Source organism: Streptomyces sp. NPDC048172 (assembly GCF_043202595.1).
Taxonomy (GTDB): Bacteria; Actinomycetota; Actinomycetes; order Streptomycetales; family Streptomycetaceae; genus Streptomyces.
Map to the genome: position 1 here is coordinate 88,884 of NZ_JBIDAT010000002.1, position 20,808 is coordinate 109,691.

A 20,808-nucleotide genomic window follows, 5' to 3' on the forward strand; every position below is an offset into this window, starting at 1 on the left:
TGATGGTCACCGGGCGCGTCGGACAGCGGCCGTGTCGTGCGGGCGGCGTACCGTACGGCCGCGGAAGCAGGTACCGTTGAAGCCCTGAGTATCGGTCTCTCCCCCCGAGAGACCGCTCTGAATCATGAACGCGTGTCAAGACTCTGGGGCCGTCGAGCCCCGTCGTTGAGGGGGTCGAGCCATGGGGCGCGGCCGGGCCAAGGCCAAGCAGACGAAGGTCGCCCGCCAGCTGAAGTACAACAGCGGTGGGACGGACCTATCGCGCCTGGCCGAGGAGCTGGGCGCATCGACATCGAACGAGCCGCCGAACAGTGAGCCGTTCGAGGACGATGAGCTGGACGACGACCCGTACGCACAGTACGCGGATCTGTACAACGACCGGGACGATGACGAGGCGGATGAGCCGGACGCCACCGGCTCCTCCGACCACCGGTCGAACCGACGTCGCGCTTGACGTTTGCTCACAGTGACCCGGTCCGGCGCCTGCCGGACCGGGTTCTGTGCTGTCCCGCGCGCGGAACCGGCGCCGCACTCAGCGCGCATGGTCCCCGGTGAGCGTCACTGCCTCGGTGCGGCCTGCCCGCTCGCCGATCTCACCCGCGACCCAGGCGTCCACGCCCCGGTCGGCCAGGGTGGCGAGCGCGGGGGCCACCGACTCCTGCGGCACGACGGCGATCATGCCGACGCCCATGTTGAGCGTCTTCTCCAGCTCTTCACGGGCCACGTCGCCCGCCTTCGCGACGACGTCGAAGACCGGCGCCGGGGTCCAGCTCGCGCGGTCCACGGTCGCGTGCAGCCCGTCCGGGACCACCCGCGCGAGGTTGTTCGCGAGCCCGCCGCCGGTGATGTGCGAGAAGGCGTGCACCTCCGTCGTACGGGCGAGTTCCAGGCAGTCCAGCGAGTAGATCTTGGTGGGCTCCAGCAGCTCCTCGCCGAGGGTGCGGCCGAACTCGGCCACCTCGCGGTCCAGCGCCCAGCCCGCGCGGTCGAAGACGACGTGCCGGACCAGCGAGTACCCGTTCGAGTGAAGCCCCGACGAGGCCATCGCGAGCACCACGTCGCCCGTACGGATGCGATCCGGGCCCAGCAGCGCGTCCGCCTCCACCACGCCGGTGCCCGCGCCCGCGACGTCGTACTCGTCGGGACCCAGCAGGCCCGGGTGCTCGGCGGTCTCGCCGCCGACCAGCGAGCAGCCCGCCAGGACGCAGCCCTCGGCGATGCCCTTCACGATCTGGGCCACGCGCTCGGGCACGACCTTGCCGACGCAGATGTAGTCCGTCATGAACAGCGGCTCGGCGCCGCAGACGACCAGGTCGTCCACGACCATCGCGACCAGGTCGTGGCCGATGGTGTCGTGGATGTCCATGCGCTGGGCCAGCGCGACCTTGGTGCCGACGCCGTCGGTCGCCGAGGCCAGCAGCGGGCGGGCGTAGCCCTTGAGGCGGGAGGCGTCGAAGAGGCCGGCGAAGCCGCCCAGCGCCCCGAGTGATTCGGGGCGCTGGGTCTTCTTGACCCATTCCTTCATGAGGTCGACCGCGCGGTCGCCCGCTTCGATGTCTACGCCTGCGGCGGCATAGCTCGCGCCAGGAGAATTGGTGGTCATGAGGTTTCGTCTCGCGTCTCTTCGTGAATGGGTGCAGGCCGGTTGTGCCCACCCGTTCCGCCCCGCGGAACGATTGCCCACAACCTTGCTAGGGCCTCTTGAGCGCGTCCGAGGCGCCCACTCCGGCCGTCAGGGTGCTGACGCCGTCGACGTCCGTCTCGGACTCCAGCAGGTGCTTGCCCAGCAGTTCCGGGTCGGGCAGCTCCATCGGGTACTCGCCGTCGAAGCACGCACGGCACAGGTTCGGCTTGGCGATCGTGGTCGCCTCGATCATGCCGTCGGTGGAGATGTACGAGAGCGAGTCGGCGCCCAGGGACTTGCCGATCTCCTCGACCGAGAGGCCGTTGGCGATCAGCTCGGCGCGGGTGGCGAAGTCGATGCCGAAGAAGCACGGCCACTTGATCGGCGGCGAGCTGATCCGGACGTGGACCTCGGCGGCGCCCGCCTCGCGGAGCATCCGGACCAGGGCGCGCTGGGTGTTGCCGCGGACGATCGAGTCGTCGACGACCACCAGGCGCTTGCCGCGGATGACTTCCTTGAGCGGATTGAGCTTGAGCCGGATACCGAGCTGGCGGATGGTCTGGCTCGGCTGGATGAAGGTCCGGCCGACGTAGCTGTTCTTGACCAGGCCCACGCCGTACGGGATCCCGCTCGCCTCGGCGTAACCGACCGCGGCCGGGGTGCCGGACTCCGGAGTCGCTATCACCAGGTCCGCGTCGGCCGGGGCCTCCGCGGCGAGCTTGCGGCCCATCTCCACGCGGGAGAGGTACACGTTCCGGCCCGCGATGTCGGTGTCGGGGCGGGCGAGATAGACGTACTCGAAGACGCAGCCCTTGGGCTTTGCCTCCGCGAAGCGGGTGGAGCGCAGCCCGTTCTCGTCGATGGCCACCAGCTCGCCCGGCTCGATCTCCCGGATGAAGCTGGCGCCGACGATGTCGAGGCCCGAGGTCTCGCTCGCCACGACCCAGCCGCGCTCCAGGCGGCCGAGGACGAGGGGGCGGATGCCCTGCGCGTCCCGAGCGGCGTAGAGCGTGTGGTCGTCCATGAACACCATGGAGAACGCGCCCTGGACCTGCGGCAGCACCTTCGGCGCCGCCTGCTCGACGGTCAGCGGGGTGCCGTCCTCCGCGGTCTGGCCCGCGAGGAGAGCGGTGACCAGGTCCGTGTCGTTGGTCGCGGCGACCTGGGTCGCGCGCCCGTTCCCGTTCACGGCGAGCTTGGCGACCATTTCGGCCAGCTCCGCCGTATTGACCAGGTTTCCGTTGTGGCCCAGGGCGATGGAGCCGTGCGCTGTCGCGCGGAACGTCGGCTGGGCGTTCTCCCACACGGAGGCGCCCGTCGTCGAATAGCGGGCGTGACCGACCGCGATATGGCCCTTGAGGGAACCGAGAGAGGTTTCGTCGAAGACCTGGGAAACCAGGCCCATGTCCTTGAAGACGAGAATCTGGGAGCCGTTGCTCACCGCGATGCCCGCGGATTCCTGACCGCGGTGTTGCAGTGCGTACAGCCCGAAGTACGTGAGCTTCGCGACCTCTTCTCCGGGGGCCCAGACGCCGAATACCGCACAGGCGTCCTGGGGACCTTTCTCGCCGGGGAGGAGGTCGTGGTTGAGTCGTCCGTCACCACGTGGCACGCCATCGAGTCTAGGACAGGTGCCGGGATGGGCCGAACCGGGGAACGGTCCGCGGCGCCGGGGGGTACTTGACGCCTGCACCGTTTCGCCGTCAGGATCCCGCCCATGCAGCCCCAGCCGACCCTGGTGCAGCGCCGTCACGTGGACCTCGGTCACGTCGCGAGCGCCATCTGTCGCTGCGCGTAAGCGCTTCTGTCGCGCTGTTCACGTTTCTCCCTCCCTTTTCTGACACGGGCCGCCGTGTGCGCGGTGACATTCGCCACGTCCGCACCGGCCGGAGCCCGTAGATCCACTTGCGCGCACGCTGCTGCACCTGGAGATCTCCCATGCCTGGAATATCCCGACGAGCCCTGGGCGGACTGGCCGGCGCCGGTGCCGCCACGGCCGTCCTCCCGACCGGCACCGCCCTCGCTCAGGACGAACACCACGAACGTCCGTTCCGTGCCGCCCCCGCGCGGCACTCCCCCCGCCCCAACATCCTCTTCGTCCTCGGCGACGACCTGGGCTGGGCCGATCTGTCCTCGTACGGCTCCCAGGCCGCGACCGGGATCCGTACCCCGCACCTGGACCGGCTCGCGCGCGACGGCGTGCGGTTCACGCAGGCGTACTCCGGCTCCGCGACCTGCTCCCCCACCCGCTTCGCGCTCTACACCGGCCGCTTCCCCGGCCGTACGGAGGGCGGGCTCGCCGAGCCCATCGCGGACAAGGGCGCCGGGCTCGACCCCCGCCACCCCACGCTCGCCTCGCTGCTGCGCGACGCCGGGTACTCCACGGCGCTGATCGGCAAGTGGCACTGCGGCTTCCTGCCCGACCACAGCCCGACCCGCTCCGGCTGGGACACCTTCTTCGGGAACTTCGGCGGCGCGCTGGAGTACTACTCGAAGCTCGGCGGCGGGGGCGAATACGACCTGTACGAGGGCGACGCCACGTACAAGGACCTGCGCTACTACACCCGGATCCTCACCGAGCGCGCCGTCGAGCACGTCGAACGGGCGGGGCGTGAACAGGGGAGACCCTGGCTGCTGAACCTCAATTTCACGACCCCGCACTGGCCCTGGATCACCGACGGCGACACCGAGGGCAGCGCCGAGATCGTCCGGCGGATCAAGGCGGGCGACAAGCGGGCCCTCTGGCACGCGGACGGCGGCTCCCTCGCGACGTACCGGACGATGGTCGAGGACCTCGACCGCTCGGTCGGCGAGGTGCTGGCCGCGCTGCGCCGGTCCGGCCAGGAGAAGGACACCCTCGTCGTCTTCGCCAGCGACAACGGCGGCGAACGCTGGTCGTACAACTGGCCGCTCTCCGGGAACAAGGGCTCGCTCCAGGAGGGCGGCATCCGGGTGCCGACCGTCCTGCGCTGGCCCGCACGGATCGACGGGCGGCAGGTCAGCCACGAGCCGGTCTACTCCCCCGACTGGACGGCGACCCTGCTGGAGCTCGCGGGCGCCCGCCCCGACCGGGCGTACCCCCTGGACGGCACCAGCCTCGCCGGGTACCTGCTGCGCGGCGAACGGCTCCGCGAGCGCGATCTGTTCTGGCGGGTACGGGGCGAACGGGCGCTGCGTCGCGGCGACTGGAAGTACTACCGCGGCAATGACGGCGCCGACCAGCTCTTCCACCTCGGCCGTGATCCGCGCGAGCAGGCGGACAGGGCGGGCGAGGAGAAGAGGCTGACGGCCACCCTCAAGAGCGCGTGGGAACGGACCGACCGCACGCTGCTGCCGTATCCGGACTGAACCGGCAGTCAGCCCAGGACCGGCAGCAGCCCCGAGAGGTCGGCGCGCTCGCCGCTCGCGGAGAGGTGGGCCGTGCCCAGCACCTCGTCCCACGCCGTACGGCCCGTGGCGAGACGCAGCCAGGTGAGCGGGTCGGCCTCCACCACGTTGGGCGGGGTGCCGCGGGTGTGGCGCGGGCCCTCGACGGCCTGGACGACGGCGAACGGCGGGATCCGCACCTCCACGGACCCGCCGGGCGCCTTCGCCGCGAGCGCGTCGGCGAGCAGCCGGACGGTGGCCGCGAGGGCCTGCCGGTCCAGGTGGACGCGGGTGCCGGTCGCACGGGCCAGGTCGTCGCTGTGCACGACCAGCTCGACGAGGCGGGTCACGGTGAAGTCGTGCATGCGCATCGCGCCGAACGGGTGCGGGATCAGCAGGTCCTCGCGGACCGCGGCCTCGATGACCGGCTCCAGCTCGGCGACCGCCGCGTCGATACGGGCCGCGCCGTCCTCGCAGGTGGCGGCGTCCTCGCGGGTCTGCGCGTCGAGCCGGTCGGCGACGGTCGCGGTGGCCCGCGCCCAGGAGGCGAGGGAGACCTCGGGGCTCTTCGCCTCTGACAACTCGGGCCTGGCGAGGAAACGGGGCACGGCGTCGATCTGGAGTGCGATGTGGACGAGCAGGTGGTGCACGTCCCAGCCGGGGAGCGCGGTGGGCAGCGCGCGCTGCTCGGGCGTGAGCCGGTGCGCGGCCTCGGCCACGGCCTCGACCTGGGCGATGAGTGCCTTGCGCGTCTTCGCCGGGTCGTACGTCCGGGGCTTCCTGTCTTTTCTGCTGACGGACGGCATGCCGGTGAGACTACCCAGCCCTCTCCGGGGCCGCCCGTAGCTTCAGGGGGTACCCCTGCCCCGCCCAGGGGCACGGGGCTGTGTTTACTTTGCGGCTCCGCCGCGTGGGCGCGACCGGTCACGACACATCGGGGCTTGCCCCTGTTCCCTAAGGGGCGCGGGGAACTGCGCGACAAGCCACGACGCACTCGCAGTCCGCGAAGCACAGACCGGGGCACGCCGGGCGCGGCCCCGTTACGCGGGGCACCCGGCGCAGGGGGCTGCGCTTGCCAACCCTGCGCCTTGCGCAGACTTCCCAAGCTCAGCGGAGGGAGAAGCGCAGAGCTCACAAGCACAGTGGGCGAAGGGAGAAGCGCAGAGCTCGCAAGCGCAGCCGAGGGAGGAGCAAAGGGGGTGCCCCCCCTGTAGGAGGCACCCCCTTTTCGCTCTTTCGGCGTCAGGCGAAGAGTTCCGGGAGCGTCTTCTCGTGTGCTGAGCGGAGATCGCTCAGCGGCAGCGTGAAGTGGTCCTGGATCTCCAGGGCGTTGCCGTCGACCACGCCGATACGGGTGGCCGGAAGGGCGCGCGCCGCGCACATGTCCGTGAAGCGGACCTCCTCGCTGCGCGGAATCGCGACGACCGCGCGGCCCTGCGACTCGGAGAAGAGGAAGACGAAGGGGTCGAGGTCGTCCGGGACTACGATTCGGGCTCCCTTTCCGCCGCGCAGGCAGGACTCGGCGAGGGCCTGGACCAGACCGCCGTCCGAGAGGTCGTGCGCCGCGTCGGCCATGCCGTCGCGCGAGGCAGAGATCAGGATCTCGGCGAGGAGCCGCTCGCGGTCCAGGTCCACGCGGGGCGGCGTGCCGCCGAGGTGGCCGTGGGCGACCTGCGACCACGCCGAGCCGCCGAACTCCTCCGACGTCTCCCCGAGCAGGTAGAGCAGGTGGCCCTCGTCGCGGAACGCCATGGGCGTACGGCGCGTGACATCGTCGATGACGCCGAGGACACCCACCACAGGGGTCGGGTGGATCGCGGCCTCGCCCGTCTGGTTGTAGAGGGAGACGTTCCCGCCCGTCACCGGCGTGCCCAGCTCTCGGCAGGCGTCCGCGAGGCCGCGCGTCGCCTCGGCGAACTGCCACATCGCCGCCGGGTCCTCGGGCGAGCCGAAGTTGAGGCAGTCGGTGACGGCGAGGGGGCGCGCGCCGGTCGCGGCGACGTTGCGGTACGACTCCGCGAGCGCCAGGCGCGCTCCCTCGTACGGGTCGAGCTTCGCGTACCGCCCGTTGCCGTCCGTGGAGACGGCGACGCCGAGACCGGTCGCCTCGTCGATACGGATCATGCCGCCGTCCTCCGGCTGCGCGAGCACCGTGTCGCCGAGGACGTAGCGGTCGTACTGGTCGGTGATCCAGGACTTCGACGCCTGGTTCGGGGAGGAGATGAGGGCCAGGGCCGCCGCCCTCAGTTCCTCGCCGCCCGTCGGGCGCGGCAGCTTGGCCGGGTCGTCGGCCTGGAGCGCGTCCTGCCAGTCGGGGCGCGCGTACGGGCGCTCGTAGACAGGGCCCTCGTGCGCGACCGTCTTCGGGTCGACGTCGACGATCTTCTCGCCGTGCCAGAAGATCTCCAGCCGCTCGCCGTCGGTGACCTCACCGATGACGGTGGCGGTGACCTCCCACTTCTCGCAGATGGCGAGGAAGTCCTCGACCTTGCCCGGCTCGACGACCGCGCACATCCGCTCCTGCGACTCGCTCATCAGGATCTCCTCGGGGGAGAGCGAGGAGTCGCGCAGCGGCACGTCGTCCAGCTCGACGCGCATGCCGCCGGAGCCGTTGGAGGCCAGCTCGCTGGTGGCGCAGGAGAGTCCGGCCGCGCCGAGGTCCTGGATGCCGACGACGAGGTCGGCGTGGAACGCCTCCAGGGTGCACTCGATGAGCAGCTTCTCCTGGAAGGGGTCGCCCACCTGGACCGCCGGGCGCTTCGAGGGCTTCGCGTCGTCGAAGGTCTCCGAGGCGAGGATCGAGGCGCCGCCGATGCCGTCGCCGCCCGTGCGGGCGCCGTAGAGGACGACCTTGTTGCCGGTCCCGGCGGCCTTCGCGAGGTGGATGTCCTCGTGCTTCATGACGCCGACGCACAGCGCGTTGACCAGCGGGTTGCCCTGATAGCAGTCGTCGAAGACGACCTCGCCGCCGATGTTCGGGAGCCCCAGGCAGTTGCCGTAGCCGCCGATTCCGGCGACGACTCCGGGCAGCACCCGCTTCGTGTCGGGGTGGTCGGCGGCGCCGAAGCGCAGCGGGTCCATGACGGCGACGGGGCGGGCGCCCATCGCGATGATGTCGCGGACGATGCCGCCGATGCCGGTGGCCGCGCCCTGGTAGGGCTCGACGTACGACGGGTGGTTGTGGGACTCGACCTTGAAGGTGACCGCGTAGCCCTGGCCGACGTCCACGACGCCCGCCTGCTCGCCGATGCCGACGAGCATGGCCTCGGCGCCGGGGCCCTCGGTCGGGGCCTTCTCGCCGAACTGCTTCAGATGGACCTTGCTGCTCTTGTACGAGCAGTGCTCGGACCACATGACCGAGTACATGGCGAGCTCGGCGCCGGTCGGGCGGCGGCCGAGGATCTCGCGGATACGGTCGTACTCGTCGCGCTTCAGCCCGAGTTCGGCCCAGGGCTGGTCGCTGTCGGGGGTCTGCTCGGCGTGGGTGACCGTGTCCAGATGAGAGGTGCTCATGCGTGCGTGACCAGCTTCTTGAGGACGGAGGTGAAGAAGCCGAGCCCGTCGGTCGTGGGCCCGGTGAGGGACTCGACGGCGTGCTCCGGGTGGGGCATCAGGCCGACGACGTTCCCGGCCTCGTTGGTGATGCCGGCGATGTCGCGGCGGGAGCCGTTGGGGTTGACGTCCAGATACCGGAAGACGACGCGGCCTTCGGCCTCCAGTTCGTCCAGGGTGCGCTCGTCCGCGACGAAGCCGCCCTCGCCGTTCTTGAGCGGGACGGTGATCTCGTCGCCCGCCGCGTAGTCGGACGTCCAGGCCGTGGCCGCGTTCTCGACGCGCAGGCGCTGGTCCCGGCAGATGAAGTGCAGGTGGTCGTTGCGCGTCAGGGCACCCGGCAGCAGATGGGATTCGCACAGCACCTGGAAGCCGTTGCAGATACCGAGAACCGGCATTCCGGCCCTGGCCTGTTCGATCACGCTCTCCATCACCGGCGAGAAGCGGGCAATTGCCCCGCACCGCAGATAGTCGCCGTACGAGAATCCGCCCGGGAGTACGACCGCGTCGACCTGGTGCAGACCTTTGTCGCGGTGCCAGAGCGGAACGGCTTCGGCGCCCGCGATACGGACCGCGCGCGCCGCGTCACGATCATCGAGGGAACCGGGAAATGTGACGACGCCGATACGGGTGGTCACGCCGTGGCTCCTTCGGACTCCTCGACGCGGACGGTGAAGTCCTCGATCACGGTGTTGGCGAGAAAGGTCTCCGCCATCTCCCGGATACGGGCGAGGGCCGCGTCGTCCAGCTGGTCAGCGGATCCCTCCACTTCCAGCTCGAAGCGCTTGCCCTGGCGGACATCGGCGATTCCCTCGAAGCCCAGGCGGGGCAGTGCGCGCTGCACCGCCTGTCCCTGGGGGTCGAGGATCTCGGGCTTCAGCATGACGTCGACTACGACGCGAGCCACGGGTACTCCTAGGTGTTCTGCGCGGGGGCGCGGCGGTGAGGCTGCGCTGGCCAGCGTACCCGGCTCGAAAATCTACGCGCGTTGATATACGTGACGATCGCGCCTAGAGTTCGTGAAGCACTGGGAAAACGGCCGGGGAAAACGTATGGTCCCGATTGCGGCGCGGTTCCGCTCAGAAATTCGCGCACAGCATTGCAATGCCTGCTGCCGCAGGCACTCGCACACCAGAAAATCGACCCGTCCCCTATAGCGGGACTCACTCCGACGGCTGGTTGAGTCAGCCGGTTCCGGCAGTGCGCGTCATGGGAGGTCAAGTCCCCCCGGCGTGCCGGACGGAAAGGCGGAGTGATCCCTTTCGTGATCCTGAAGGAAGGACCGATATCCGTGGCACAGCGCGTAGTGGTCACACTCTCCGATGACATCGACGGCGGGGAAGCGGCGGAGACGGTCTCCTTCGGACTCGACGGGAAGTCGTACGAGATCGACCTCAACACCGACAATGCGAAGCGACTCCGCAAGGACCTCGCGCCCTATGTCGAGGCGGGGCGTAAGCGTGCGAAGTCCGGCAAGACGTACCACCGCACCTCCGTCGCGCCCGACCCCCGCGCGGTGCGGGCCTGGGCGGAGTCGAACGGGTACGAGGTCCCGGCGCGGGGACGCATCCCCAAGAAGATCTACGAGGCGTTCAACGCGTCCCGGTGAGCGGGAGGACCGAGGGGGGTTTCCGCCCCCTTCGTCCTCTTCGTTCCACCGACTTGCCATCGACCCCCTGTGATCGGCTAAAGTTCAGGCACGCCGCGAGGGCGGCCCCGGAAACGGGGAAGGCCTCACGGACACGCGGGTGTAGCTCAGTAGTAGAGCGCCCCCTTTCCAAGGGGGAGGCGCAGTGTGCGATTCCTGTCACCCGCTCTCTTTCCCTGGACCCCCGGCTCCGCCGGTCGGGTACAGTGAGGGCAGTGCGGACGTAGCTCAGTTGGTAGAGCGCAACCTTGCCAAGGTTGAGGTCGCGAGTTCGAGCCTCGTCGTCCGCTCAAGTAGGAGAAGGGCCCCGGTCGTTGGACCGGGGCCCTTCTTCATGCCGTCCCCCGGATCTCGGGCCCCTGATGACATTCGTCATACGCACCCATGACGCCGCGCATCGTCCGCCCCCCTTCCCGGGCGGAAGGCTGAAGGCATGGACGCGATCGAGGTTGAGGGACTGAAACGGCGGTACGAGGGCGGGTACGAGGCGGTGCGCGGCATCTCGTTCTCCGTGCGGGAGGGCGAGATCTTCGCGCTCCTCGGCACCAACGGCGCGGGCAAGACGTCCACCGTCGAGGTGCTGGAGGGGCTGGCGAAGCCCAGCGCGGGCCAGGTGCGGGTGCTGGGCTTCGACCCGTTCACCGAGCGCGCGTTCGTACGGCCGCGTACCGGCGTGATGCTGCAGGAGGGCGGCTTCCCGTCCGAGCTGACCGTCGCCGAGACCGCGAGGATGTGGGCGGGGTGCATGGCCGAGGCGCGGCCCGTGCCCGAGGTGCTGGAGCTGGTGGGGCTGGCCAGGCGCGCCGACGTACGCGTCAAGCAGCTCTCCGGCGGCGAGCGGCGGCGGCTGGACCTGGCGCTGGCGCTGATCGGGCGGCCCGAGGTGCTCTTCCTCGACGAGCCGACGACCGGCATGGACCCCGAAGGGCGCCAGGAGACGGCCGAGTTGGTACGGGCGCTGCGCGCCGAGGGCACGACGGTGCTGCTGACCACGCACTACCTGGAGGAGGCCGAACAGCTGGCCGACCGCCTGGCGATCATGCGGGGCGGGGAGATCGTCACGTCCGGGACGCCGGAACAGGTCGTCGCCGCGCGGCCGTCCCGTATCCGGTTCAAGCTGCCCGCCGGGGTGGCGCCCGAGCGGCTGCCGCTGACCGTGCCCGCCGCCGTGGACGGGCGGACGGTCTCCGTGAAGACGCAGGAGCTGCAGGAGTCCCTGACCGAACTGCTGCTGTGGGCGCGGGACGAGGGCGTCGTGCTGGAGGGACTCCAGGCGCGCTCGGCCTCGCTGGAGGAGGCGTTCCTGGAGATCGCCGAGGCGGAGACGACCGGAGCGGGAAGCGTGAAGGAGGGGGCGCTCGCATGAGTGCGACGACGATGGTGAGCAGGGCCTCGGCGAACCGGATGCTGGCGCTGGGACGGGCCGAGCTGACGCTGCTCCTGCGGAACAAGGCGGCGCTCTTCGTGGCGCTGACGCTGCCCATCGGCCTGACCTTCTCGATGAAGCAGACGATGCCGAAGGACCAGCTCGCCGAGAACGGGCTCTCCCTCGGGACAGCCGTGCTGCCCGGCTCGATCGGGATGGTGCTGATCTTCGCGGTCTACAGCAATCTGCTGGGCGTCTATGTCGCGCGCCGCGAGGAGCTGGTGCTCAAGCGGCTGCGGACCGGACAGGCGAGCGAGCCGGAGATACTGGCCGCCGCCGCGCTGCCCGCCGTGGGCATCGGGCTGGTCCAGGCCGTGGTGCTGATGGTCGGCGGCTCGGTCGTGATGGACCTCGGGGCGCCCGAGCGGCCCGACCTGATGATCGCCGGGCTGATGCTGGGCCTGCCGATGATGGTGGTGCTCGCGGTGGCGACCGCGGCCATGACCCGTACGACGGAGATGGCGCAGCTCACGGCGATGCCGCTGATGATGGTGAGCCTGATCGGCTCTGGCATGTTCGTACCGCTGGAGATCCTGCCCGACCGGGTGGCCGACATCTGCCGTCTGCTGCCGCTGACGCCCGTCGTCGACCTGCTGCGGGCCGGCTGGACCGGGCAGCTCGACGCGGCGGACACGCTGCGCGCGCTGGGTACGGCGGTGTTGTGGATCGCGCTCGGGGTGTTTGCTGTACGACGGTGGTTCCGCTGGGAGCCTCGCCACTGAGACGGCGACACGGTGGACAGGAGAGACAGTGATCGGCTGGGCCAGGGACAAGCGGCGCGGGTGGTACCGGCGCAGCAGCCATGACCAGGTGGAGACCACCACGCGCTGGATGCTCAACGTCACCCCCTGGGCGTTCTACGTCGGCGGCACCCCGCAGCTCTTCCCCGCGACCCAGCACTCCTCCACGGGCACCGCGCTGGCGTGGACGATCGCGGCGATCGGGCTCGCGCAGTGCCTGCTCGTGGGGCGGGCGCTGCGCGAGAGCCTGGACTGCTATCTGGGCGATACGGAGCCGCCGCGCCGGTGGGTCGTGCTGTTCGCGGTGACGACGCTGACGCTGACCGCGCTGGTGACCGCGGTGGTCGCCACGGTCCCGCTGGATGACGTGCAGGCGCCGGGCATGACCATGTTCGGGGTGCTGGCGCCGATCTCCGGCGTCTACGGGCTGACGGTGCCGTGGCGCAGGGCGGTCCAGGTCATGGGCGCGTACGTGGTGCTCGTGCTGGTGGCGTTCGCCGTGGCCGGGATGGGGACGGGCGACCTGATCGGCAGCGCGTTCGTGATGCTCCTGGGCAGCCTCGTGAACCTGTTCACGCCGCGCTCCTCCGCCTGGTACATCTCCGTGATGCGGGAGCTGGCCGACGCCCGCGAGGCGCGCTCGCGGCTGGCCGTCGCGGAGGAGCGGCTCCGCTTCGGCCGCGACCTGCACGACGTGATGGGCCGCAATCTGTCGGTCATCGCGCTCAAGAGCGAACTCGCCGTCCAGCTCGCGCGGCGCGGGCCCGAGGCGGCGGAGAAGGCCGTCGAGCAGATGAACGAGGTGCAGCGGCTCGCGCGGGAGTCCCAGACCGAGGTGCGCGAGGTCGTCCGCGGCTACCGCGAGGCCGGGCTCGACACCGAACTGACCGGGGCGCGCGGGGTGCTGCGCGCCGCCGGGGTCGACTGCCGTATCGAGGGCGCCGACGTGGACGTACCGCCACGCGTCCAGTCGGCGCTGGGCTGGGTGGTCCGCGAGGCCGCCACCAACGTCCTGCGGCACGCGGACGCCATGCGCTGCACCGTACGGGTACGGCACGGGGCCGGGACGGTCGTGGTGGAGGTCGAGAACGACGGGGCGCGGGGCGACGCGGGTCCGCCGGAGGGCGGCTCGGGCCTCCCTGGCCTGCGCGAACGCCTGGCCGCACTCGGCGGCACCCTGACCGCGGGCCACGACGGCAACGGCACGTTCCGGCTCCGCGCGGAGGTCCCGGCGGACGACACGGAACCCGCGACGGGCGGGAGCGAGCCGGACGAGCGGCCCGGGGCCGAGCGCCGGGCGGGCGGTGAGGCGAGCAAGCGGGACGCGGGAGACGGCAGGGCGGCATGAGTACGGGGGCGCACAGGGCGATCGGCGAGGGTGAGGAAGATGAGGGTCGTGGGCGACGGGAGCGACGGGGGTCAGGGGCAGCACGCGGGCGGGGCGCCGCCCATCCGGGTGCTGCTGGCTGACGACGAGCATCTGATCCGCGGGGCGCTGGCCGCGCTGCTCGCGCTGGAGGAGGACCTCGCGATCGTCGCCGAGGCCGCCTCCGGGCCCGAGGCGCTGGCGATGGCCCGTGCGCACCGGCCCGACGTGGCGGTGCTCGACCTCCAGATGCCCGGCGCCGACGGGGTGCGGGTCGCGGCGGAGCTGCGGGAGACGCTGCCGGAGTGCCGGACGATGATCGTGACCAGCCATGGCCGCCCCGGGCATCTGAAGCGGGCGCTGGCGGTGGGCGTACGCGGGTTCGTGCCGAAGACGGCGTCCGCGCGGCAGCTCGCGGAGATCATCCGTACGGTCCGCGACGGCAACCGGTACGTGGACCCCGAGCTGGCCGCCGACGCGATCAGCGCCGGGGACTCCCCGCTCTCCGCGCGCGAGGCCGAGCTGCTGGAGCTGGCGGCCGACGGGGCGCCCATCGCGGAGATCGCCACACGGGCCTCGCTCACCCAGGGCACGGTGCGCAACTACCTCTCCGCCGCCGCGTCGAAGATCGGGGCCGAGAACCGGCACGCGGCGGTCCGGATGGCCCGCGAGCGGGGGTGGATCTGAGCGCCCCCGGGACTGGCTATACTGGGGCGCGCACACGGGGCGACCCGTGGGTGATGCGGACGTAGCTCAGTTGGTAGAGCGCAACCTTGCCAAGGTTGAGGTCGCGAGTTCGAGCCTCGTCGTCCGCTCAGGGAAACGGAAGGGCCCCGGTCTTCGGACCGGGGCCCTTCGCCGTACGGCCGTGCCGTACGCCGTGCGGTTACGACCAGGGGACGCCGGTCAGGCGCTCGTACGCCTCGATGTAGCGGGCGCGGGTCGCGGCCACGACCTCCTCGGGGAGCGGGGGCGGCGGCTCCTCGGAGGCGCGGTCCCAGCCGGACTCGGGCGAGACCAGCCAGTCGCGGATCGGCTGCTTGTCGAAGGAGGGCTGCGAGCGGCCCGGCTGCCACGTGTCGGCGGGCCAGAAGCGGGAGGAGTCGGGGGTCAGCACCTCGTCGGCGAGGGTCAGGACGTCGCCGTCCCAGCCGAACTCGAACTTGGTGTCCGCCAGGATGATGCCCCGGTCCTTCGCGATGTCCCGCGCCCTGTCGTACGCGGCGAGGGTGGCCTGGCGCAGCTCGGCCGCGGCCTCGGGGCCGACCTGGCGGGCGACCTCCTCGTACGCCACGTTCTCGTCGTGGTCGCCGACGGCCGCCTTGGTGGCGGGGGTGAAGAGGGGGCCCGGCAGCTCGGAGCCGTTCTCCAGGCCCTCGGGGAGGGCGAGTCCGCAGACCGTACGGCTCGTCTCGTACTCGGCGAGGCCCGAGCCCGCGAGATAGCCGCGGGCGACGCACTCGACGGGGACCATCCGCAGGGACTTGCAGACCGTGGTCCGCCCCTCCCAGTCGGCGGGGGCGCCCTCGGGGACGTCCGTGCCGAGGACGTGGTTCGGGATCAGGTCCGCGAGCTGGTCGAACCACCACAGGGAGAGCCGGGTGAGGACGCGGCCCTTGTCCGGGATCTCGGTCGGGAGCACCCAGTCGTGGGCGGAGACGCGGTCGCTGGCGACCATCACGAGGTCACCGTCCTCGTTCTGGTAGAGGTCCCGGACCTTGCCGGTGTGCAGGTGCGTGAGGTGGGGCACCTGCACAGGTTCGGGCTTCTCGACGAATCCGCTCACGTTCTCTTCCTCCCGGGGCAGCCGACGTACTCCCTGCGGCCGATTCTCCCGTACGGCCGGGGGTGGCCTTCGCGCGAGTACCCGGGGAGCCGGTCCGGGAGTCAGTCGCGCTTGCAGATGTGGTCGAGCAGATTGGCCGTCGCCCGCTGGACCCGCTCGTCCACATGGCCAGGCCGGTTGAGCGCCGGGGACCAGGCGAAGGTGCCGGAGGCGAAGACGAGGGCGCCGGACGGGGCGCGGTAGAGGGACGTCTCCTGGTGGCGCCGGGTGCCGCCGCCGTCCCGGTACGGGGAGTGGGCCAGCAGGATCCGCTCGGCGTGGTCCGGCAGGCTCGTGCGGGGGAAATAGCGGTCGGCCTCGCCCGCGACGAGGCCCGGCAGCTCGTCGCCCTCCCCCGCGCCCGTCGCGTCCCAGAGCCAGTGCTCCGCGTTCCGCACGACGAGGGGCGAGGGCCGGCGGACCTGGCCCGCGTACTGGATGCCGAGGAGCGACTGCTCGGCCTCGCCCTGCTCGCGCCAGAGGGCCGCGCGGCCCGTGCCCCGGCGCTTTCGGCAGGTGAGGAGGCGGTCGGGGGCGCCGGACGGCAGGGCGTCCAGCTCGACCTGCCAGTACATGGTGTTGGCGGAGAGGAAGACGAGGGACGTGCCGCTGTCGCGGGCCTTCTCGGCGGCGCGGCGCATGGGCACCGACCAGTACTCGTCGTGGCCGGGGAAGATCAGGCCCCGGTAGCGGGCGGGGTCGACGACGCCCGCGTGGAGGTCGCGGGTGTCCGCGTACGCCACGTCGTACCCGTACCGCTCCGCCCAGCGGATGAAGTCGTAGGCATGGCCCACGTGGAGGGGCAGGCCCGCGCCCGCGTAGGGCCGGTCGAAGGAGACGGTGACGGCGGCGTCCTCCTCGCCGAGGAGACGGCCGTCGGTGTCCCACGCGTGGTAGAGGCTGGCGCCGGTGCTGCCGTCCTCGGGGAAGAGGTTGTACGCCTGCCAGGTCACGTCCGGGAGGACGAGCAGCAGGTCGGCGGGGTCGCGGTCGCGGACCGTGAAGGGGATGTGGGAGCGGTGGCCGTCGGCGGTGGTGAGGACGGCGACATAGGCCCCCGACGACCAGTACTCCGGGATCTGGAGGCGCCAGGAGAGCCACCAGTGGTGGCAGGAGACGGTGCGGTCGGCGGTGAGCGGCGCGGGCTGCTGGATGCCGGAGAGGCGGGGGCTGGTGGTGATCTTCCGGGCGCCGTCGCCCCCGTAGTGCCCGATGCGGTAGACGTCGACGCCGAAGGGCTGGGGCGGATTGACGGTGATGCGGAAGTCGATGGACTCGCCGGGCATGGTGCCGCCCGCGACGGAGGCGAAGCCCTTGATCTGGCACCGGACGTCGTCGGCGGTCGTCGGCCCGCTGCGCGAGCCCCGGCGGGGGCGCGGGGGCGCCAGCAGCCGGTTGCCGCCCTCGCGGCCGCGGACCAGCTCGGGGGTGCCGGTGGTCTGGCCGGGGGCCGGGTCGAGACACTCGACGTACCAGGGCACGAGGCGGCCGTTCTCGAAGTAGTGCTCACTGACCCGGAGCCAGGGCAGGGGGCCCTGGCCGAAGGGATCGGTGACGGCGTGCGCGAGCGCTCCCGATTCCCATCTGCGGATCTGCTCGGTGTACTCGGCGTGCTCGGTCTGCCCCCTGTGCTCGGACCCCACCTGCTTCACCCGGCCCCTCCTGCTCGCCCCGCGTCGCTCCCTTTGTCACGAGTTGCTGACGGCAGACAGCACATCACATTACGCGAGCACTCGGTCACCGTTCGTGGCGAATTGGCTGGAGTTGATCTCTCAGACGAGGCGCACGGGCTTGTCGGGGCGCACGCCGACGGCCGCGAGCCACTCGCGCAACGGCTCCGCGTCCCCCTCCTCCACGAGGGCCAGCACCGGCCGCGAGAGGTCGGTGCGCCGCTCGCCCGCGACCAGCAGCGTCGGCCCGTCCAGCCAGTCCAGCCCGGGGGCACCGCCCGCGGTGTCCACGGCCGCGCAGCAGACCGCCGCCGTGACGTGGTCGGTCAGCAGCTCCCGGCCGCTGCGGGGCGGCCGCAGCGGGAGGCCCATCGGGGCCGGGGGCGCGGGAAGCATGTCCCCCGCGCCCGGGACGGTGCCCACGCCGCCCGCTCCGGCCGGGGCGCCCGGCTCGCCCGCCCCCGCGGCCTCCTCGCGGGCCACGTCGGCGCTGATGCGGGCGGCGAGCGCCTCGCCGTGCCCCGCTCCGGTGAGGTGGTCGAGGACCCGGGCGAGGGTCGGGCCGCACAGCTCGTCGCCCTCGTCCGTACGACCGCCCGTACGGACGCCCGTACGGCCGTGGTCCCCGCGCTCCGTCCCGGCGGGCCCGTCGCCGGAGGCGGTCGTCGGCGCCGAGTCCGCGAGCGCGTCGAAGAGGCGGGCCGCCTCGGTGCGCCAGATGCGGTCCACGACCTCCTCCGGATACGCCGACCACTCGACCGGCGTCCACTCGGGGGCCGCGCCGCCCGGGCCCGGGGTCGGCCGGGGGCCGTGGAAGAGGCGGGCGGCGAGGAGCGAGACGGCCCCGTCGACCGCGCCGGGCTCCTCCAGCAGGTCACAGGCGGGGCGCTCGCCGAGGCGGGAGGTGAAGCCCTCCGCGAGGCGGTCGCGGCGGGAGAGCTCGGTCAGCGCCGAGACGACCCCGGCGTCCAGCCGCGAGGGCCACAGGCCGAGCCGCCAGGCGGGCAGCGCGACGCGGGTGAGGAGCCGGTCCCAGCCCGCGTACGCCAGGCCGACCTGCTCCTGGGCCACCACCCGCAGCCCGTAGTCCACGCTCTGGGCGCGCTCGGAGGCCGCGGCGGCGACGCCGCGCTCCATCTCGGCCGCGTGCGGCCCGCTGGCGCGGAGCATCAGCCGGGCGAGGACGCCGACCAGCCGCAGGCCCGTGCCGATGCCCGCGCCCGAACTCGTCGTCCGCGCGCGCTCGGCCACGGCCACCGCGGCGTCCAGCCCGCGCACGAAGCGGCGGGCCGCGGCTATGTCGGGGTGCGCGGACGGTCCCGTGCCCGCGACGACGGGCGCGAGCAGCGCGCGCAGCTCGGCGACCCGCATCCACCACAGGAAGGGCGAGCCGACGACCAGCACCGGCGCCTCCTCCCGGGAGCGGGGGCGCAGGCCGCGCCCGCCGCCCTCGGACTGGGCCGGGTGGGTGCGGTCCTCCAGCCAGCTGTCGCAGTCGGGGGTGAGCGCGAGGGCCGAGGGCGCGGGCACGTCGAGCCGGTCGGCGAGGTCCCTCACCAGCGCGTACAGATCCGGGGCCGCGCGCTCCTCCACCGGGACGGTGGGCGAGACGGCGGGTCTGGCCCGCGCGATCACGGCCGCGGCCGCGGCGGCGGCCGCGAGGACCGCGAGCGCCACGCCCGTGACGATCCAGCGCGGGGCGTCCCACGCCGGGCCCAGATGACCCGTCGTACGCCCCGCGAGGAGGATGACGGCCACCGCGGCGGGCAGCAGCGCCGCGCCCAGCGCCGAGCTGCGGATCCGCAGCACCGCGAGGGCGTGGGCGCGCGCCGACCGCGCGTCCGCCTGCTGACCAACCCCAGCCACGAGCTCACACACCCCCGACAACGTCGCGGACTTCCGGCTTCTCCGGCTTCCCACCCACTGTGGCATCGCCCACCGACACCGCAATGCGCGCTGCGCCAGTCGGACGCGCTTGGTCCATACCGCTTGTGCGGAACCCTAGTTGGGGCATGCGGGACCGTCAGCCGGACAAGGGCGCGGTCACTCGATGGAATGGCTTTGGGGAGAGGTCTTGCCCACGAGTCGTCCACGGGATATGGACACTTTCGCCATCCCGTCGCGCCACCCCGGGCCACCCTGGGTCAGGCCGCGGAGTCCTCCGCCGCCTCCTTCGCGATGTCCGAGCGGTGGTGCGAGCCGTCGAGCCGGACGCGCTCCACCGCGGCGTACGCGCGCTCGCGGGCCTGCCGCAGGTCCGTGCCCGTCGCGGTGACGGAGAGCACCCGGCCGCCCGCGCTGACGAGGTGCCCGTCCGCGTCCCGCTTCGTGCCCGCGTGCAGCACGTACGCCTCGGGGCCGTCCTGCCCGGCCACCTCGTCGAGTCCCTCGATGCGGTCGCCCGTACGGGGCTTCGCCGGGTAGTCGTGGGCGGCGACGACGACCGTGACCGCCGCGCCGTCGCTCCAGCGCAGCGCCGGGAAGTCGGCGAGCCGCCCAGTGGCGGCCGCGAGCAGGAAGCCGCCCAGCGGCGTCTTCAGCCGGGCCAGCACCGCCTGGGTCTCGGGGTCGCCGAAGCGGGCGTTGAACTCGATGACCCGCACCCCGCGCGAGGTGATCGCCAGGCCCGCGTAGAGCAGCCCGGAGAAGGGGGTGCCGCGGCGGCGGAGCTCGTTCACGGTCGGTTCGAGGACCGTGGCGACGACCTCGTCCACCAGCTTCGGGTCGGCCCAGGGCAGCGGCGAGTAGGCGCCCATGCCGCCGGTGTTGGGGCCCTTGTCCGCGTCGTAGGCCCGCTTGAAGTCCTGCGCGGGCTGGAGCGGGACGACGCTCTCGCCGTCGGTGAGCGCGAAGAGGGAGACCTCGGGGCCGTCCAGGAACTCCTCGATGACGACCGCGCCGCCGCAGTCCCGCGCGTGCGCGCGGGCCTGCTCGATGTCGTCCGTGACGACGACGCCCTTGCCCGCGGCCAGCCCGTCGTCCTTCACGACGTACGGCGGGCCGAAGGCGTCGAGCGCGGCGTCGGCCTCCTGCGGGGTCGCGCACACGTAGCTGCGCGCCGTCGGGACGCCCGCCGCCGCCATCACGTCCTTGGCGAACGCCTTCGAGCCCTCCAGCCGCGCGGCCTCCGCCGACGGGCCGAAGACGGGGACGCCGCGCTCCCGTACGACATCGGCGACGCCCGCGACGAGCGGGGCCTCCGGGCCGACGACGACGAGGTCGGCCCGCACCTCGTCCGAGACCGCCAGATCGGCGACGGCCTCGCCGTCGAGCGCATCGACGGGGTGGAGCGTCGCGACCTCCGCGATCCCCGCGTTGCCCGGCGCGCAGTGCACGGCCGTGACCTCGGGGTCGAGGGAGAGCGAGCGACAGATTGCGTGTTCGCGGGCACCGCCGCCAATGACCAGGATCCTCACGCGCTCAGCCTAGCGGGCGGGCGTGGCGCCTCTTTCGGGTGAGAGGGGAGGGCCCCGGCACGGGCCTGCGGGCCTGGGCAGGCGGGGGTTCCGGGGGTGGCCGGGGGTCCGGGCGGGGTGCGGGGGCCGTTCCCGGGCGGGTGGGCGGCGGTATGAAGGGGGGTCCGAGGTCAGC

18 protein-coding genes and 3 tRNA genes are annotated in these 20,808 nt (G+C 72.3%); 11 read left to right on the plus strand and 10 right to left on the minus strand.

The genetic code is table 11. The features are described from left to right. Window positions 1-181 precede the first annotated feature (181 nt). Window positions 182-454: a DUF3073 domain-containing protein gene (locus ACGF3A_RS08900; RefSeq protein WP_393727398.1), complete on the plus strand. Its 273-nt coding sequence runs from the start codon at window positions 182-184 to the stop codon at window positions 452-454. Window positions 455-532: 78 nt separating this feature from the next. Here the strand turns inward: ACGF3A_RS08900 and purM are convergent, their stop codons facing one another. Both purM and purF read right to left on the minus strand, forming a co-directional pair. Next, a complete protein-coding gene (gene purM, locus ACGF3A_RS08905) occupies window positions 533-1,603 on the minus strand; it encodes a phosphoribosylformylglycinamidine cyclo-ligase (RefSeq protein WP_393727400.1) in 1,071 nt (356 codons plus the stop codon). An 88-nt stretch (window positions 1,604-1,691) separates the two neighbouring features. Beyond that, complete coding sequence (gene purF, locus ACGF3A_RS08910; RefSeq protein ID WP_393727402.1) at window positions 1,692-3,236, minus strand: amidophosphoribosyltransferase; 1,545 nt, start codon at window positions 3,234-3,236, stop codon at window positions 1,692-1,694. A gap of 105 nt (window positions 3,237-3,341) precedes the next feature. Between purF and ACGF3A_RS08915 the strand changes: the two genes are divergently transcribed. After that, the gene (locus tag ACGF3A_RS08915) at window positions 3,342-3,422 is read left to right on the plus strand and encodes a putative leader peptide (protein ID WP_393729048.1); all 81 of its coding nucleotides are present in this window, start codon (window positions 3,342-3,344) and stop codon (window positions 3,420-3,422) included. A gap of 140 nt (window positions 3,423-3,562) precedes the next feature. Next, window positions 3,563-4,972: a sulfatase-like hydrolase/transferase gene (locus tag ACGF3A_RS08920; RefSeq protein WP_393727404.1), complete on the plus strand. Its 1,410-nt coding sequence runs from the start codon at window positions 3,563-3,565 to the stop codon at window positions 4,970-4,972. Between the two features lie 8 nt (window positions 4,973-4,980). Here ACGF3A_RS08920 and ACGF3A_RS08925 read toward each other — a convergent pair whose 3' ends face one another. The 4 genes from ACGF3A_RS08925 to purS form a co-directional block, all read right to left on the minus strand. Continuing rightward, window positions 4,981-5,796, minus strand: coding sequence for a sterol carrier family protein (locus ACGF3A_RS08925; RefSeq protein ID WP_393727406.1), 816 nt, complete (start codon window positions 5,794-5,796; stop codon window positions 4,981-4,983). Window positions 5,797-6,232: 436 nt separating this feature from the next. Then, window positions 6,233-8,503: a phosphoribosylformylglycinamidine synthase subunit PurL gene (purL, locus tag ACGF3A_RS08930; protein WP_393727408.1), complete on the minus strand. Its 2,271-nt coding sequence runs from the start codon at window positions 8,501-8,503 to the stop codon at window positions 6,233-6,235. Further along, entirely contained in the window at window positions 8,500-9,180 is a 681-nt protein-coding gene (purQ, locus tag ACGF3A_RS08935; RefSeq protein ID WP_393727410.1) for a phosphoribosylformylglycinamidine synthase subunit PurQ, read from the minus strand. The genes purL and purQ overlap by 4 nt, the downstream gene beginning before the upstream one ends. Then, window positions 9,177-9,449, minus strand: coding sequence for a phosphoribosylformylglycinamidine synthase subunit PurS (gene purS / locus ACGF3A_RS08940; RefSeq protein WP_393727412.1), 273 nt, complete (start codon window positions 9,447-9,449; stop codon window positions 9,177-9,179). Before purS ends, purQ begins: the two co-directional genes overlap by 4 nt. 384 nt (window positions 9,450-9,833) lie before the next feature. Here purS and ACGF3A_RS08945 point away from each other — a divergent pair, with 384 nt between their 5' ends. The 8 genes from ACGF3A_RS08945 to ACGF3A_RS08980 all read left to right on the plus strand — a co-directional run bounded on the left by ACGF3A_RS08945 (window position 9,834) and on the right by ACGF3A_RS08980 (window position 14,537). After that, on the plus strand, window positions 9,834-10,151 hold the full coding sequence (locus ACGF3A_RS08945) for an Lsr2 family protein (protein ID WP_393727414.1): 318 nt from the start codon (window positions 9,834-9,836) through the stop codon (window positions 10,149-10,151). Window positions 10,152-10,286: 135 nt separating this feature from the next. Next, window positions 10,287-10,358, plus strand: a tRNA-Gly gene (locus tag ACGF3A_RS08950). Window positions 10,359-10,407: 49 nt separating this feature from the next. Beyond that, window positions 10,408-10,480, plus strand: a tRNA-Gly gene (locus tag ACGF3A_RS08955). A 143-nt stretch (window positions 10,481-10,623) separates the two neighbouring features. After that, window positions 10,624-11,556, plus strand: a complete 933-nt coding sequence (locus ACGF3A_RS08960) for an ABC transporter ATP-binding protein (protein ID WP_393727416.1) — start codon at window positions 10,624-10,626, stop codon at window positions 11,554-11,556. Continuing rightward, window positions 11,553-12,338, plus strand: coding sequence for an ABC transporter permease (locus ACGF3A_RS08965; RefSeq protein WP_393727418.1), 786 nt, complete (start codon window positions 11,553-11,555; stop codon window positions 12,336-12,338). The genes ACGF3A_RS08960 and ACGF3A_RS08965 overlap by 4 nt, the downstream gene beginning before the upstream one ends. A 28-nt stretch (window positions 12,339-12,366) precedes the next feature. Continuing rightward, on the plus strand, window positions 12,367-13,704 hold the full coding sequence (locus ACGF3A_RS08970) for a sensor histidine kinase (RefSeq protein ID WP_393727420.1): 1,338 nt from the start codon (window positions 12,367-12,369) through the stop codon (window positions 13,702-13,704). Between the two features lie 39 nt (window positions 13,705-13,743). Then, window positions 13,744-14,409 carry a response regulator gene (locus ACGF3A_RS08975; RefSeq protein ID WP_393727422.1) on the plus strand — a complete coding sequence of 222 codons (666 nt, stop codon included), beginning with the start codon at window positions 13,744-13,746 and terminating at the stop codon, window positions 14,407-14,409. Window positions 14,410-14,464: 55 nt separating this feature from the next. Then, a tRNA-Gly gene (locus ACGF3A_RS08980) sits at window positions 14,465-14,537 on the plus strand. A gap of 71 nt (window positions 14,538-14,608) precedes the next feature. Here the strand turns inward: ACGF3A_RS08980 and ACGF3A_RS08985 are convergent. The 4 genes from ACGF3A_RS08985 to purD form a co-directional block, all read right to left on the minus strand. Then, window positions 14,609-15,508 (minus strand): phosphoribosylaminoimidazolesuccinocarboxamide synthase, encoded by a 900-nt coding sequence (locus tag ACGF3A_RS08985; RefSeq protein WP_393727424.1) that lies wholly within the window; start codon window positions 15,506-15,508, stop codon window positions 14,609-14,611. Between the two features lie 101 nt (window positions 15,509-15,609). Beyond that, complete coding sequence (locus ACGF3A_RS08990; RefSeq protein ID WP_393729050.1) at window positions 15,610-17,190, minus strand: N,N-dimethylformamidase beta subunit family domain-containing protein; 1,581 nt, start codon at window positions 17,188-17,190, stop codon at window positions 15,610-15,612. Window positions 17,191-17,319: 129 nt separating this feature from the next. Then, window positions 17,320-19,149 (minus strand): hypothetical protein, encoded by a 1,830-nt coding sequence (locus tag ACGF3A_RS08995; RefSeq protein WP_393727426.1) that lies wholly within the window; start codon window positions 19,147-19,149, stop codon window positions 17,320-17,322. 212 nt (window positions 19,150-19,361) lie between these two features. Further along, the gene (gene purD / locus ACGF3A_RS09000; protein WP_393727428.1) at window positions 19,362-20,633 is read right to left on the minus strand and encodes a phosphoribosylamine--glycine ligase; all 1,272 of its coding nucleotides are present in this window, start codon (window positions 20,631-20,633) and stop codon (window positions 19,362-19,364) included. Window positions 20,634-20,808: the final 175 nt, after the last annotated feature.

Coding starts and splice junctions, on each gene's coding strand:
- ACGF3A_RS08900 (WP_393727398.1), top strand. CDS start 182: ATGGGGCGCGGCCGGGCCAAGGCCAAGCAGACGAAGGTCGCCCGCCAG.
- purM (WP_393727400.1), bottom strand. CDS start 1,603: ATGACCACCAATTCTCCTGGCGCGAGCTATGCCGCCGCAGGCGTAGAC.
- ACGF3A_RS08915 (WP_393729048.1), top strand. CDS start 3,342: ATGCAGCCCCAGCCGACCCTGGTGCAGCGCCGTCACGTGGACCTCGGT.
- ACGF3A_RS08920 (WP_393727404.1), top strand. CDS start 3,563: ATGCCTGGAATATCCCGACGAGCCCTGGGCGGACTGGCCGGCGCCGGT.
- ACGF3A_RS08925 (WP_393727406.1), bottom strand. CDS start 5,796: ATGCCGTCCGTCAGCAGAAAAGACAGGAAGCCCCGGACGTACGACCCG.
- purL (WP_393727408.1), bottom strand. CDS start 8,503: ATGAGCACCTCTCATCTGGACACGGTCACCCACGCCGAGCAGACCCCC.
- ACGF3A_RS08960 (WP_393727416.1), top strand. CDS start 10,624: ATGGACGCGATCGAGGTTGAGGGACTGAAACGGCGGTACGAGGGCGGG.
- ACGF3A_RS08965 (WP_393727418.1), top strand. CDS start 11,553: ATGAGTGCGACGACGATGGTGAGCAGGGCCTCGGCGAACCGGATGCTG.
- ACGF3A_RS08975 (WP_393727422.1), top strand. CDS start 13,744: ATGAGGGTCGTGGGCGACGGGAGCGACGGGGGTCAGGGGCAGCACGCG.
- ACGF3A_RS08995 (WP_393727426.1), bottom strand. CDS start 19,149: ATGCCACAGTGGGTGGGAAGCCGGAGAAGCCGGAAGTCCGCGACGTTG.